The following is a 13,901-nucleotide window of genomic DNA, read 5'->3' as shown; positions in this document are numbered from 1 at the left end:
TTGTTATCAGGTGTAGACCCACAGCACTCGCGTGAGCTGCTGGGTCAGGTTGGCGTAGCGGCAGCGGGTGTGGCTGTCGAACTGGAAACTGTCCCCGGCATTAAGGGTGGCGGGTTCATCGTCGTCACCCAGCCACAGGGTCAATTGCCCTTCGATCACATAACCGCCCTGCTCCGAGCTGTCGGTCATAGACCGCTCGCCGCTGCTGGCACCCGCTTCAAGCAGGCTTTCGAGCATGGAGAATGACGCGCGAATTTTCGGCGAGACCAGGATGTCGGTAATCCCGTTGCCCAGATACAAGGTACGGCGCTCGTCAGGGCGGGTAACCCAGGGCAACTGCTTGGGTTTGGGCAGGCTGTAAAAATAGGTGGTCGGCACACCCAGGGTTTCGCTGATCGCCGTCAGGTCAGCCACTGTGGGCTGCGACAAACCGCGTTCGACCTGAGACAAAAAACCCACCGAACGACCGATTTTGTCGGCCAGTTCCTTGAGGGTGTGTTTCTTGTGCTTGCGCAGGTCGTGGATAAGGATCGCCAGTGCGGCCATCTCTTCTTGCTTGTTCATTACGGGGCGCCGTGAAATTTAAATCATTTAATTTCATGAAAAACTACAGTCTAAATTTCACCAACGCAAGGCAAATCTGCGCGGTGCCATCACCGCCCTCTGCACAGGGCAGTTTTGTTCAATACGCCGCTGGGCATGCTCATTAATCTCAAGGCACAACCATAAAACGGAGCACCATAACGATGAGCGTGTTGATTTCGATGGCGGCATTTGCCCTGGCAGCCTCCATTTCACCGGGGCCGGTCAATGTCGTGGCCCTGAGTTCCGGCATGCAGTTCGGCTTGGGCCCCAGCCTGCGCCATGTGTTGGGCGCTACGATCGGTTTTGTCGTGCTGCTGCTGTTTACCGGTTTTGGCCTGCATGAAGTGCTCAAGCAATGGCCGATACTGACCGACCTGATTCGCTGGGCCGGTATGGCATTTCTGCTGTATCTGGCCTGGAAGCTGGCAATGGATAACGGTCGGATTGACTTTGCAGGTGGCGCGCAACAACCGTCATTCTGGAACGGCGCGGCCATGCAGTGGCTCAATCCCAAGGCCTGGCTGGCGGCGGTCGCGGGTATGGGCGCGTTTGTTTCCGGTGGCGAAGCCACACTGATCTGGTCGTTTGCGCTGATCTATTTTGTGGTCTGTTACCTGTCCGTGGCCTGCTGGGCCTATACCGGGGCGTTCCTCAGCCGTTACCTGCGCAGCGCAAGGCGCATCCGCCAGTTCAACCGCTGCATGGCAGCCATGCTGGCAGGGTGCGCGGTGTCCTTGCTGTGGTTTTAAGCCTTGTACTGCCCGGGGGTGGCCGCCAGGTATTTTTTGAACACCCGCTGGAAATGCGCCTGATCGGCAAAGCCGGTCTGCTGGGCGATATCGGCGATCAACGCACCTTCGCGCAACTGCGCCTGCGCGTGCTGAATCCGTCGATTGATCAAATAGGCGTGGGGCGTCATATGGTAATGCTGCTCGAAGGCCCGAATCAGGTAAGCCTCTGACAGGCTGGCGGCGGTACAGATGTCCTGCAATCGGATCGTGCGCAAAAAATGCTCGTCGATATACTCGGCGGCACGCTCCACCCGTACATTGACAGGCTTGCGCAGCGCAACCGAACTGCCCAGGGCCTGCTGCATCGCGGTAAAAAACAGGATCGCTGCTTCGTGCTTGGCCAACACCTCAAGGTGCGGACTGACCAACTGTGCATACAAGCCGGTAAGGCCGTGGAACAAGGCAGTGGATTGCGTGTGAGTGCTCGCAATGGGCTGGAACATTCCGCCCGTCTCTTCAGTAAAGCCCTGCTGGATGCCCGCCAGCCACTGTGCGTCGACATATAGCATCACGTAGGACCAGAGCTGATCTTCTACCGGATTACAGGCGTGAACATCCCCGGGGTTCATCAGTACCACCGTACCTGCACTGATGCTGTGGCTGGTTTTTTCGTGCAGGTAAGTGCAGCAGCCGGAGGTGATTGCACCGATGGAAAATATCTCGTGGGAGTGCCGTGCATAGCAGACCTTGCGCCCATCGGCGATTGCACGCGCCTCGATAAAGGGCAACTGCGCGTCCCTCCAGAACTTTGGCGTGGCGCAGCCTGTGTCGATGCAAACGGTGCTTGCGGGCATGGTGTCGGGACCAAAAGAATAAGGGGCCATAAAAAAGTTCATGCCCTTTGTTGTTCAGCAGCCTAGCACTTGCCAGCGTCACTCTCAGCTATCAGATGCAACACGTATGACCACCTTGCCTTTTGCCCTGCCTGCTTCGACGTAGCTCAGTGCTTCGGCTGTCGAGTCGAATGCAAATACGCGGTCTATTACCGGCTTGATCACCCCGGACTCAATCAGCCTGCTGATTTCACTCAATTGCTCGCCGTTGGCCCGCATAAACACAAACGAGTAATTCACTCCCTTTCTAGCGGCTTTACGGCGGATGCCATAACTCAACAGGCGCATGACTTGCTGCAATCCCCAGGACAGCCCCTGCGCCCGGGCAAACTCCGGGGTTGGCGGGCCAGAGATGGAAATCAGCTGGCCTCCAGGCTTGAGCACCTTGAGCGATTTTTCGAGAATATCCGCGCCCAGGCTGTTGAGTACAACATCGTAGTCGTGCAGCACGGTTTCAAAGTCCTGCTGCGTGTAGTCAATCACGACGTCTGCCCCCAGCGCTTTAACCCATTGCATATTACGGGTGCTGGTGGTCGTGGCCACATATGCGCCAAGGTGCCTGGCCAATTGAATGGCAATACTGCCCACGCCGCCCGAGCCGGCATGAATAAGTACCCTTTGCCCTTTTTTCAGGCGGGCAGTTTCAACCAGTACTTGCCAGGCCGTAAGGGCCACCAGAGGAATGGACGCCGCTTGTTCCATGTCCAGGTTGGCCGGTTTGAGTGCAAGCGCATCCTGGGACACGGCAACCCGTTCGGCAAAAGAGCCAATCGCCTCCTGCGGGGGACGTGCGTAAACCTCATCCCCCGGTTTGAACTGGCGCACATCACTGCCTGCAGCAATTACCACCCCTGCCAGATCATTGCCCAGCACCAGCGGGAACCGATAGGGCAAAATCAGTTTGAACTCGCCCTTGCGATTTTTTGAGTCCAGCAGATTGACGCTTGCTGCCTGCACCCGGACCAGTACCTGATCAGGTCGGATCTGCGGGTCGGGCAACTGCCCGATTCGCCCTGTGTTCTTGCCGTAACCGTCGATAAAAAAGGCTTTCATAACAACCCCTTCAATCAAGATTGATAACGCTCGGCAGCATGGCCCATGCGCAAATCCCCAAGCAGAGCCTGACGGGCACCATCCAGTGCATCCCACTGCGCGGCATCGTGCAACGGCGGGATGGTAATCAGTTCACGGCGGTCGAAGCCGACCAGCGCCGCATCGACCAACTCGCCCACATCCATCACCTCAGGCAGGGTATTGATATCAATCCCTGCCCGCTCCCAGATTTCGGTACGGGTGGCGGCAGGCAACACAGCCTGTACATAGACGCCCCTGGCCGACAACTCATGGCTCAAACCCTGGGACAGCAACTGCACAAACGCCTTGGTGGCAGCGTAGACCGACATGCCGAATTCCGGGGCCAGCCCCACCACCGAACCGATATTGACGATGGCACCTTCGCCAGCCTGCACCAGCCGCGGTGCAATGGCACTGGCAAGGCGGGTCAGTGCTGTGGTGTTGAGCGCAATCAGGGTGTTAAGGCTCTGCACACTCTGTTCAAGAAAGCCGCCCGACTGGGCCACGCCAGCATTGTTGATCAGGATGCCGATCTTCGAGTCGTCACGTAAACGTGCTTCTACCGCTTCCAGGTCGCTGGAGCGGGTCAGGTCTGCGGGCAGCACATCGACGCCAATGCGGTACTCCTGACGCAAGTGTGCCGCCAGGGTTTGCAGCCGGGCCTGGTCACGGGCCACCAGCACCAGATCGTGGCCACGGCGGGCAAAGCGCTCGGCGTAGGTTGCACCAATGCCGCTGGAAGCACCGGTGATAAGAACAGATGAACGAAGGGTCATGGAGGCGCTCTCTCAGAAGAATCACACCGCGGAATACGGCATGTCGATCAACGAGACTTTATGATGATGATCATAATCTAAGTCGTCAAGATTTTTGATTATGACCAACATCAATGTATATTGGGTGCCAGATTTTCAGCGGTTTGAACGAGGTAACGCACGATGAAGGTCACCAAGGCACAGGCACAAGCAAACCGGGCGCATATCGTCGAGACGGCGTCCAGGCTGTTTCGCGAGCGTGGTTATGATGGTGTGGGTGTGGCTGACCTGATGGCCGAGGCGGGTTTTACCCATGGAGGGTTCTACAAGCACTTCGGCTCCAAGGCCGACCTGATGGCAGAGGCGGCTGCCTGCGGGCTGGCGCAATCACTGGAGAACAGTGCGGGCAAGGGGATTGCCGGGTTCTTTGATCAGTATCTGACCCGTCAGCACCGTGATGCTCCGGGAGCTGGTTGCACCATGGCCGCCCTGTGCGGGGATGCTGCGCGTCAGCCCGAAGAGGTCAAGGCCGCCTTTGCCCAAGGGTTGGAAAACCTGCTGGCGGGGGTTGAGTCGCCGCAGATGCGGGCAAAGCTGATCGACAGCATGGCCCATGCCATTGGTGCGATTGTGCTGTCCCGTGCCTGCCCGGATGACTCGCCGCTGGCCGATGAGATTATTGAAGTGTGCCGTAAGGAAATTGTCGGGCCTTGGGAGCATGAAGACTTGTAGCTGCTGCCGAGGCTCTGTGTTTTTAGGCAAAACCTGTCTACCCGGCAGCTTTCAGGCCCTAAAAGATGCGCTCTGGCAAACCTGCCCTAAACTTTAGTTATTACCGGTTGCCGGTAATGGCAGGCATCAATCCCGCAACAATAAGGAGAGCATCATGTCTGAGCATTTCAAAAACCTCAGGGGCGATACCCCCTTTGGTGCCGCAAGCCCCGAGGGCAGGCGTGAATTGGCTGTGGCAGCTGCCTTGACCTTGATCCAGGCCAAGGTTCTGAACTCAGCCAGTTCCGGTCAGTTGCAAACGGAAATGAATAACTTGAACAAGTACGCCGATCAGATTCAGGCGGCACTAGAAATCGTGTGAGGGTACCAGGCAAATCGCAGACACAAAAAAGCCCGCCTCGCGGCGAGCTCCGAAAAAACACCTGACCGGCTCTTAATGGCGGCTGGACAAGTATTCACGACGCATATCCAGTGCCCAGCCATCGAGCACCAGCTTGAAATCATCCAGCGTCATGACCTGCGCATCATTTTCCAGGGTAAGCCCCGTCCCCTTGCGCACTACTTGTGCCATCACTTTGTGATCAACCGCATCTATAACCGCGATCTCGGTACTGATTTCGCTGTCCTGGTCACGTATGCCAGTGGCTGTACTGACACCGGCAGCCAACAGCGTTACAGGCAGCAACTCATAAAACCTCAGGCCCTGGGTTTTGGCCGACATCGAGATAATGGCTGGCCGGACGATCAACGTATCAGGCCCTGGCGTTGCGACAACCTTCATCACCTTACCCAACTCATGCTTGAGCGCGGCATCGTAATAACGGGTCACGGCCGAGAGCGTGGACTGGGGGCCGCGTTCGGTCGGCAGCACCTGCGGATAAATCTGGCTTGGCTCGATATACACACCGGAGTAATGGCTCAGATCCAGAGTCGGGCTTACCCAGGACAGCACGGTCTGTCCGGATGACAAGTCCTTTTCCTGCAACTGACTGTAGTCAGACAGAAACCCCGAATACTCTTCGGGCGGGACAGTTTTGCTGGCACAAGCGCTGAGCAAAATGGAGATAGCAGCCAGCAGCGCCAGCGAGAGAATTCTTCGCATTGAACAGGAGTTCCAGGAACGATGTTTTTAGGGGGGCACTCAAGTGCTCGAACGGGAGCCCCAAAGTGAATGACCCGCAGTTTGCCCGAGCGCTTTTGCTGGCTGATGTCCGGTTTGTTTCCTGGCTGAAATAAATGCGCTGGTAACGGCACGGTGAGCAAAGGTCGCTTCATGCAAAAAAATCTGCACATAGCAGTGCAAATCGGCGTGGCCGAGCTTCACTTATCGATAAGGGCTGCACAAAACAGCACAGCACTAATGAACAACCAGCGCCGCGACAGCCTGTCGTTAACTGCCCGATCCCTTACAAGAGGTCGCATCGGAATGTGATCTGGCCAGATCACACCCCCATGCGAATGGAGCCGCAAGATTGCGGGCGCATAGAGGCGAAATATACTCCACAGGCTTGTCGCCCGCCTCAATCGACCCCCAGCTCTGCTATGGTGGCGACCCGCCAAAGGTCGTGGAAATATCAATAATGGATTCATGGAAGACTCTTGTGATCGTCGTCATGGCGTCGATCAGCCCTCAAGCCCTGGCTGCCGAAAACAATAACCCGTTCCAGGCTGCACTCATGATCACCACCATTATTCCGGCGGTGATCATCTCCGGAGCCACGGCGGCTACATCAAGCATTCCTGATCTTTTCAAGTCGGCCAAAGGTGACGCCCTGGCGTTTGTTGGCTCGAATGGCGAGATCCGCGGAGCGGAGTTTGAACAGGCCTGCCGCTACTACAGAGCGACTTACAGTCAGCCGTTAATGACTGATCAGCAACTTGCACAGGCCATTGCGGCGTCTTTCTGATCCAGGGTCTACGAAACCAGAGGCGATTCATTCTGAGGTGGGGGTTTTGCAAAAGTTTTGCAAAAGTTTTGCAAATCGCAGACAACAAAAAAGGGCCCACCTTTCGGTGAGCCCTTCTAGACCGCCCAGCAGAGCGGATTTTGTTTGGTAGGCGCGATTGGACTCGAACCAACGACCCCCACCATGTCAAGGTCTGCTTGAGCAAGCTGCAAGCCTTGGTGCTCTTGGGTTTCACAGAACGCCCATTCACATTATTAGGCGTTAAAAATGGCCAATTTCCGCTTACTTCCATCCGGCAACTGGAACGCTCAGGTACGAGTCAAAGGTAAATCTCCCCAATCCAAAACCTTCAGCACCAGAGCTGAAGCAGAGTCATGGGCTAGCCAGATTGAAGCCGTGACGATGGATCGCAAGCACCACACCATCTACACGCTGGGCATGACCTACTGCGAAACCATGCTCAAAGGTAAAGGTAGCTACCAACACGCACTAAAAGTAGTTGAGCACCTCGGCAGACATTTCACCCAGCCAATCCAAGACATCACTCCAAAGATGATCAACGACTTCAAAATCATGCGACTGAAGACGGTGAAACCTTCAACGTGCAGGATACAGCTCGCTTTCATGTCTCGATTCTACCGATTCGCAAAGCGCGAATTGCTGATCAACATTCACAACCCGGTGAGTGACATTGCGCTACCAAAACCAGACAGATCCTCTGAAAAGGTAATCCGTGCGAACGAGCTTGAGTTACTACTGGCCAAACTGTCTCCCACCATGCAGCTCATTGTAGAACTGGCGTATGAAACAGCCATGCGACGATCTGAAATCTTGAAGCTGACGAAAGACTGCCTACACCTCCAAGATCGCATTGCCGATGTAATCGACGGGAAGAACGGCACACGGTCAGTCCCCCTCACCCACCGGGCTGTTGAAATTCTCCAACTTGCCCAACTGTGGGCCACTGTGGGACGCCACCCGAACGGCCAAGTGTTTACGGTTACACCGCACGCCGTAACTCAGGCTGTGCGCTTGGCACGCGTAAAGGCAGGCTTAGACAGTAGCGTTCGACTTCACCAACTCAGACACACCAGAATCACGAACGTCGCGAAAAAGGGATTCAACAACGCTCAGATCATGATTGTATCGGGACACCGAGACACTCGATCCGTAGCGCGATACTCCCATCTGAATGTCAGGGACGTGCTTCATCTCATCGATTGATGCTCACTAACCGCCTTCTGCCAGCCTACTATCCGGCTGGCAGTTTGCCCATGTGCGAGCACGCACCACTGCCAATATGTCGTTGTTGGTGCCGCCACAACAAAGTGACAGCAACAAATCAAACATCCGCTTAATCAAGCATTATGCGTGCCAACTATAGACAAGCCCCGAAGATAATGGTAAAATATCGTATAGGGCAGAGAAACAAAACACTCTGACTTACGTTCGGTACTGGCCGTTTTCATACAGGCCGAACAGCCGCCCATAGGGTTTCTCACGTTCCGCAGGGTAACGTTGGCTGCAACTCGGTAGATGGGCTAATGATCCATCGACGTTCCCGCCGTAGCGTTCAAGAATTGTAGGCTTTCAACTCATCGGCAACAACTTCGCAACACACATACATCTAGACATCGCGTGAACTTAAGACGCATAAGAGGCTAGCACCTGTTATGCGTTTTCTTTTGCTCGCTTGTTCGTTCCACCCCATTTCCAAAGGAGAACTTGTGGCCGTAGTAATTCGGCCATGTAAGCACTGCTGCACGCCATTCCCAAGTAAGACTCAGCGAGCGTTGTACTGCTCGCAGACATGTAACAAAGAATTCCACCGCTCGAAGAAACGCAATCTAATCAACCTCGACACAATCAACCCACCACAATCGGAGGAGCAAACAGATGAAGAATGAATAGAAGAAACAGGATTCACTTGAATACCTGAAGGCTTACATCACCAGACATTGCGGGCGAATGACACCAGAGCAGATTAGCTAAGAACTTCAGGTGCCGCTGTTTGCGGTGAAGATGCACTGGCCTAACCCAGTTCGTTAATACACATACACACTCATCCACGCCTAAAGGAGGACAACCAAAACACTATGAAAAGGAACTTACCACCATGGCAATATACTTTGTCGTCAACGCTCCATCCAACCTGATCACATCTGTAGTTAGTACCAGCTACTCACCCGCCGATACCAGGCTCACCCGATTTGTTCTGGCATCTGAGAAGTCTCTAACCGCCTACTACAAATACTGTCAGAAAAACCCAGACCTGCTGATGGACATTGGCGAACTCATGTCACGAAGTCCGCATGTGTCTGATCAAGTTTCAAGCGGTCGTACAGGTAGTGCAACAGTCCAGCGTAATCGATACCGCGAAGAGGCTGTTTACAAGCCCGTGAATCGCGAAGAGAAAATTCGCTGTTGGATTGAATCACATCCAAGTGCCAACGCATGGGATTTGGATTTTAAGTTCTGTCTGGGGATTACAGTGGCACGAGAATACATCGTTAAATATCGTCCTTGATCCACGCCTACTTGCTGCCTCAGATGGTTATAAAACTGGCAAACCTATGGGCTACCCCAGATACCATTTTTCCACGGTTACACGCCACGTACTACCAGCACCAAATACCCAATTATCGCCACATCACAGCCTATATCTGGCTGGCAAACAACTATTTCCCACATTCTGGCAGACATACATCTATTGAGAGGAAACACATATGACAAACACCGTACTAACAACAGTAACAAAGCAAATGATCGCTGAGTGTAGAGCCGCTGCTGAACGCGATTACCTTAGCCGCGTTGGTCGACACGACGTGATCTTCGGTGCTACACCAGATCGCCACGGAAACCTTCCACGAAAGTTATACCGGGGTGCACAAGTTGAATTCACCGCTACGGGTATTAACACACCTCTTAATCTTGTTTTTGAGAAAGTCTCACAGGGCTACAAGCGATGTGACACAGAGGCTGCAAGTTACGGAATCGAGCACTTCGTGTACTTGTTAAAGCCAGAGACGGAGATTCAGGGCGATTGGGCTTTTGTGTTTAGGGAGGTTGAAGACGAATTGCGTGCACGAGTCGAGAAGGCGAATGAGGCAATCATTACTGCCACAGTTGCCCAACGCAAGACCCAAGTGCTGAAAGAACGTGAAGAAGCGGTGAAGGCAGCCGATGAGGCACTTGAAGCTGAACTTGAAGCCGAAGTAAGAGCCGCCTTGAAGGGAGCTAAGTAATGTTAGAGGCAACAACCAGAATCCTAATGCAAAAGTATGACCCGACCAACCCGCTGCCACAGTGGGTGAATCAACCACAAGTTTATGAGCCAGTGGATGCACGAGCATCACTCTCTAAGTCTGTGAAGACTGATAGCGGCAACAAGGCAATCACGCTGATGATGTCTTCGGAAGATTACACAGACAAACAAATCACTGAGGCTGTGACTGCATACAATCGGACACATCCCGAACACATGTCACATAGTTGCCAGTTGCCAGTTGCCAGTGGAGATGCTTGTTATTCCTGCTAACAGCTGGGTGCTCACACTACCAGAGAAATGAACTAAATGAGGAAGTCCTTACAGCAATACCTTAAATGCCTGAATGAACATCATGTTCGTAGTGCTTAAATCTTCAAAGGGTAAGTATCAATTTTAGAGCTTGCTGCAAGAGCTTGAGAGAGAAAATTGATCGACTAAGGCTAACGCCAAACATTGTGTTCGGCGTACCTTCGAGATGCGGTAATGAGGCTACATGCTTATTACTCCGGAACCCCCTTCCGTGATGGATCGCTTACCCAGCTTTTTACGGAGCCGATGAAGTCCCACACATCGCCTTCGGATGGACGAACATAACTTGGCGAAGCGGGGTCTTCCCCCATGGCCTCAAAAATGGATGTTAGCCATGAGCCTTTGCTTCTTGTAACGGTTAGCTGTGCTAGCCAGCTTTCAATTTCACCACACGGGACAACAAAGACTCCGTATTCTGCAAGAGTTGAAAAGAAACCAAGGCACGCTTCTTTCTCGCTTGAGGGCAATGCTTCAACACCTCCTGCGGTTTTCATATTCTTTCCGGTCGCATTGAACGCGTCATATAAGGCTTTTCTGAGCGAATTCAGTGGTTCATGATTTAAGGGTGGTACAAAAGCGCCATTCATCGGCTTTTTCCAAACTGCTCCACCTTCCTTTAATACATCAATATCCACAATCCCTACTGTCGGTATACCTAGTTCCCTCAGTGGATGAACGATATCCCAAACGGTTTGTTTGTTTTGTGCGTTTAGGAATAGGCACCCTTCAATCCCGCGAGGATCCTTGGCTTGTAAGAGTCGCTCATTAATTTCTTGATAAAACGCTCGATCGGCGTCTGCCTCTGTAACTATAACTGCGCTATAAAATAGTGCGTTAAGAACCCCTACCGACCTCAATAAGGGATTTCGCATTAGCGGAGTTAGCTTTTCCTTTGGCAACAGTCTAGCTGTAGCCGTAGAGTAGTCATACGTTAGCCTAACTATATTTATAGGCGCTCCACCCTGGACGCATCCCATCAAGAAACTTGCACTATGCGTTGAGACAAAAAGCCTGCGGTTAGTACCGGTCAATGCAGAAGTTATTTCCTTACCTAGACGCGAGCATAACGATGGATGCAAAAACGCTTCAGGCTCATCAATTAGTGTGATCTTAGGCTCACCTGCAATTAAAGTCGTAAGCATTCCTACAAAAGCTTTAACGCCGTCGCTACCGTCTCTTAGTAACGATGCATTAGCATGGAACGCTACTGAGGTAGAATCCCAGCCTTTTTCTTCTCGCTCATCTACTGGTGGTCGGGGAGAAAGCCGAAGTCGTAAGCTTCCAATATTTGTAGGGTCTACGACTAAGTACTGGGAGAAAGCTTCATAAACAATACGCCTAACTTCCTCTCGGGCCTTGTTATCCACAAATAGATGGGCCAAGTGGTTGTGAGGTGTTTGTTGCAGGTCTCCTGCCGACTGATCATTAGTTAATGCTAATCGGCTGTTACCATCGAGCCGTAACGTAAAAAGGTTTAAATACTGTGAATAATGATTACGACTGTTATTTGGGTTGCATGCCTCGCTCAGCGTGGCTCTCTCGTGAAACTGTATCCTGCTAGCGGTATTATGCTGCGGGCTTAGCTTAGAAACTAATATATGCTCATTGCTGTGGAGTTTTTCGTCAGCGTGCGGTTTGATCTTGATCTTGGAAAGCTCTTCGCGAAAAGCATCTTCTGTCCAGCCTTCAAACTCGATAGATTTAGTAACCAAGCCCTCGCGAGAACTACTATTTCTTATGCTGTTCTCGATTTCGATTAGCGCTCGAGATTTACCACTATTGTTTGGCCCGACAAAAATCGTAACTGGAGATAGTTGTATCTCAAGAGGTTCTTTCTGCGGGGTGGACCCGGCCATGAACGTTAGTTTTGTGAGCATGAGCTCTCGCGTGTTTGTGGTGACTAGATGGATGTTTAGTATATTATTTACACTACCATTTACATGGTATGCATTTCACGATGTTTCTCGCAACAGGTAGATCTGTCAATTTGTTGACGACAACAAGCCGAGCTCGGAGATTTTGGCTTACACCAACAATATATTGACACACAGAAACACTTCAGGCAGTATGCATGCCCTGTTCTGACAAGGCAGATAACCGCTAGCATCCGCCAGCACCAACCACCGGCAATCAACGCCAACCCAATTGAAGGTAACGCCATGACATTGAACTTTACTCCAGGAGAACCATATGACCGCAGCAGCCCGCAACACCCGTGAGAACATCGAAATCGCCCGCAATAACGCTCGCCAGAGCCCCCCTCGCAGCACCAGTCTGACCCATCCCAGTATTACCAGAAGCCCTAGCCCTAGTCTCACTGCGCCCGATGCAGCTACGTTGAACCGTGCGAAGCATGATTCCGCTATCCGTTCAGCGAGAGCTATAACTGCCTATGCTGCCCGTAGAGAGAATGAACTGGCCATATTTGGCAGACCCGCCACCGCCCGTGAGCGCGGACTCCTTCGTCACTTCATGTCCTACATCAAGAACGTCCTCACCCCAGAGTGCAGGGCCGAAGGCATCGAAGTTGGCGACGTCATCACTCGTGCTATTGAGTGCTTGAAAAAACATTAGAGTCGCCTTTCCCTGACAAATATGCAGCCCGTAACGAGGGCATTGCCGTCTTCGCACATTCTGTGGAGAGTGTCTGTGCCCGCGATTTAATAACCCAACCCGGCACTACCCAATAGGAGTCGCCCTTTAAATGAACTGAACAGGAGAACTATCCATGCAGCACATTGCACGTAAACGCACCCATAATATTGATGGATTCATTGTTGACCCAGCTACCAGCGAAGTTCTGGGAAGCTACACTACCCAAGTGTTTGCCCACGCCCCCTACGATTACGAACTGCCCCAAGTCGATCAACCCCTAGCGTCATACCTGAGCTATGAACTTGACCCCGCTCCACGACCTGACGCCCCCGAGATAGAAGTTGTAACCTTGCCCGATGGCATTATTGATCTTGATGCTCAACGCAGTAAGCGCGGGCCTAAGCCAAAAGTACGAGTGAATCAGTACGCAAGTCTCTTAAGGGTAGCCCATCATGACCGCCGAGGATGGATTGATGATTACGTCTTTGGTGCATGTACGGTTGCTGGCGGCATCAGTGGTGGCAAGTTGAACGTTAATCCATCACATGTACTTCGAGCTTGCTTGCTCAGCGAGATCAGTACCGAGATTGTGAAGCATGTGATTCGGCTTAAAGGCTTATGCATGATGAGCGATCAGCAAGCACGAAGAGTCTGCCAGTGTGCAAGGTTCGCCCTTGACGGCATGGAACTCTACCTCGACCGAAACCCGACAATACGTCAGGGGCTACAGTTCGAAGTGGACTTCGCCTATTCGTACCACGAAGGTGAGGCAGATATTCCGCCAAGATCTGCTGGAGTTTAATTACGCTCGGATAAGAGAGAGAATCGAACGAACAGCAGGAGGCGTCACAATAGTTGAGGGAATTACGCTCGGATATAGAAAGTATAGCATTTGCACATTGGAATATAGCACTCCAGACGTCGACGTCTGAACTCGATGCACATGAGATGATATGTAGAAGTTCAGACTTGATCTGACAGTTACCGGATTTGCGGTCATGACTGTCAGGTCAAATTCAGTTGATCATCTTGGCCTGCCAGATTTTCTTTCC

Annotated in this window: 15 protein-coding genes and 1 tRNA gene; 8 read left to right on the top strand and 8 right to left on the bottom strand. The window is 52.5% G+C overall.

Going from position 1 to position 13,901, the window contains the following annotated elements:
• Positions 1–6 precede the first annotated feature (6 nt).
• Complete coding sequence (locus tag ACZRMH_RS21565) at positions 7–564, bottom strand: helix-turn-helix domain-containing protein (protein WP_464015197.1); 558 nt, start codon at positions 562–564, stop codon at positions 7–9.
• A gap of 182 nt (positions 565–746) precedes the next feature.
• Between ACZRMH_RS21565 and ACZRMH_RS21560 the strand changes: the two genes are divergently transcribed.
• Positions 747–1,334 (top strand): LysE family translocator, encoded by a 588-nt coding sequence (locus ACZRMH_RS21560; protein ID WP_464015196.1) that lies wholly within the window; start codon positions 747–749, stop codon positions 1,332–1,334.
• On the opposite strand, the gene ACZRMH_RS21555 is transcribed toward ACZRMH_RS21560, so the two are convergent.
• The 3 genes from ACZRMH_RS21555 to ACZRMH_RS21545 all read right to left on the bottom strand — a co-directional run bounded on the left by ACZRMH_RS21555 (position 1,331) and on the right by ACZRMH_RS21545 (position 4,059).
• Positions 1,331–2,170, bottom strand: coding sequence for an AraC family transcriptional regulator (locus tag ACZRMH_RS21555; RefSeq protein WP_464015222.1), 840 nt, complete (start codon positions 2,168–2,170; stop codon positions 1,331–1,333). The two genes, ACZRMH_RS21560 and ACZRMH_RS21555, sit on opposite strands and share 4 nt — an antisense overlap.
• Before the next feature lie 84 nt (positions 2,171–2,254).
• On the bottom strand, positions 2,255–3,262 hold the full coding sequence (locus ACZRMH_RS21550) for an NADP-dependent oxidoreductase (RefSeq protein ID WP_464015195.1): 1,008 nt from the start codon (positions 3,260–3,262) through the stop codon (positions 2,255–2,257).
• Between the two features lie 14 nt (positions 3,263–3,276).
• Positions 3,277–4,059, bottom strand: coding sequence for an SDR family NAD(P)-dependent oxidoreductase (locus ACZRMH_RS21545; RefSeq protein WP_464015194.1), 783 nt, complete (start codon positions 4,057–4,059; stop codon positions 3,277–3,279).
• Between the two features lie 162 nt (positions 4,060–4,221).
• Here ACZRMH_RS21545 and ACZRMH_RS21540 point away from each other — a divergent pair, with 162 nt between their 5' ends.
• Both ACZRMH_RS21540 and ACZRMH_RS21535 read left to right on the top strand, forming a co-directional pair.
• Positions 4,222–4,770, top strand: a complete 549-nt coding sequence (locus tag ACZRMH_RS21540) for a TetR/AcrR family transcriptional regulator (RefSeq protein WP_464015193.1) — start codon at positions 4,222–4,224, stop codon at positions 4,768–4,770.
• 154 nt (positions 4,771–4,924) lie between these two features.
• Positions 4,925–5,131 carry a hypothetical protein gene (locus ACZRMH_RS21535; protein WP_464015192.1) on the top strand — a complete coding sequence of 69 codons (207 nt, stop codon included), beginning with the start codon at positions 4,925–4,927 and terminating at the stop codon, positions 5,129–5,131.
• Positions 5,132–5,203: 72 nt separating this feature from the next.
• Here ACZRMH_RS21535 and ACZRMH_RS21530 read toward each other — a convergent pair whose 3' ends face one another.
• Positions 5,204–5,872, bottom strand: a complete 669-nt coding sequence (locus ACZRMH_RS21530) for a DUF3313 domain-containing protein (protein WP_464015191.1) — start codon at positions 5,870–5,872, stop codon at positions 5,204–5,206.
• 478 nt (positions 5,873–6,350) lie between these two features.
• On the opposite strand from ACZRMH_RS21530, the gene ACZRMH_RS21525 reads away from it, so the two are divergent.
• Positions 6,351–6,677 carry a DUF2388 domain-containing protein gene (locus ACZRMH_RS21525; RefSeq protein WP_464015190.1) on the top strand — a complete coding sequence of 109 codons (327 nt, stop codon included), beginning with the start codon at positions 6,351–6,353 and terminating at the stop codon, positions 6,675–6,677.
• A gap of 145 nt (positions 6,678–6,822) precedes the next feature.
• On the opposite strand, the gene ACZRMH_RS21520 is transcribed toward ACZRMH_RS21525, so the two are convergent.
• Positions 6,823–6,893 (bottom strand) — tRNA-Val (locus ACZRMH_RS21520).
• A 51-nt stretch (positions 6,894–6,944) separates the two neighbouring features.
• Between ACZRMH_RS21520 and ACZRMH_RS21515 the strand changes: the two genes are divergently transcribed.
• The 3 genes from ACZRMH_RS21515 to ACZRMH_RS21505 all read left to right on the top strand — a co-directional run bounded on the left by ACZRMH_RS21515 (position 6,945) and on the right by ACZRMH_RS21505 (position 9,922).
• The gene (locus ACZRMH_RS21515; RefSeq protein ID WP_464015189.1) at positions 6,945–7,901 is read left to right on the top strand and encodes a tyrosine-type recombinase/integrase; all 957 of its coding nucleotides are present in this window, start codon (positions 6,945–6,947) and stop codon (positions 7,899–7,901) included.
• 892 nt (positions 7,902–8,793) lie between these two features.
• Positions 8,794–9,204, top strand: coding sequence for a hypothetical protein (locus ACZRMH_RS21510; protein WP_464015188.1), 411 nt, complete (start codon positions 8,794–8,796; stop codon positions 9,202–9,204).
• A 199-nt stretch (positions 9,205–9,403) separates the two neighbouring features.
• The gene (locus ACZRMH_RS21505) at positions 9,404–9,922 is read left to right on the top strand and encodes a hypothetical protein (protein ID WP_464015187.1); all 519 of its coding nucleotides are present in this window, start codon (positions 9,404–9,406) and stop codon (positions 9,920–9,922) included.
• 523 nt (positions 9,923–10,445) lie between these two features.
• Here ACZRMH_RS21505 and ACZRMH_RS21500 read toward each other — a convergent pair.
• Positions 10,446–12,131, bottom strand: a complete 1,686-nt coding sequence (locus ACZRMH_RS21500; protein ID WP_464015186.1) for an ATP-dependent nuclease — start codon at positions 12,129–12,131, stop codon at positions 10,446–10,448.
• A 493-nt stretch (positions 12,132–12,624) separates the two neighbouring features.
• Positions 12,625–12,825, bottom strand: a complete 201-nt coding sequence (locus tag ACZRMH_RS21495) for a hypothetical protein (RefSeq protein ID WP_464015185.1) — start codon at positions 12,823–12,825, stop codon at positions 12,625–12,627.
• Between the two features lie 157 nt (positions 12,826–12,982).
• Between ACZRMH_RS21495 and ACZRMH_RS21490 the strand changes: the two genes are divergently transcribed.
• Positions 12,983–13,651, top strand: coding sequence for a hypothetical protein (locus ACZRMH_RS21490; RefSeq protein WP_464015184.1), 669 nt, complete (start codon positions 12,983–12,985; stop codon positions 13,649–13,651).
• The last annotated feature ends 250 nt before the right edge of the window (positions 13,652–13,901 follow it).

The sequence above is a fragment of the Pseudomonas sp. B414 genome, assembly GCF_055408445.1.
This window is presented reverse-complemented; position numbering and strand designations above follow the sequence as displayed.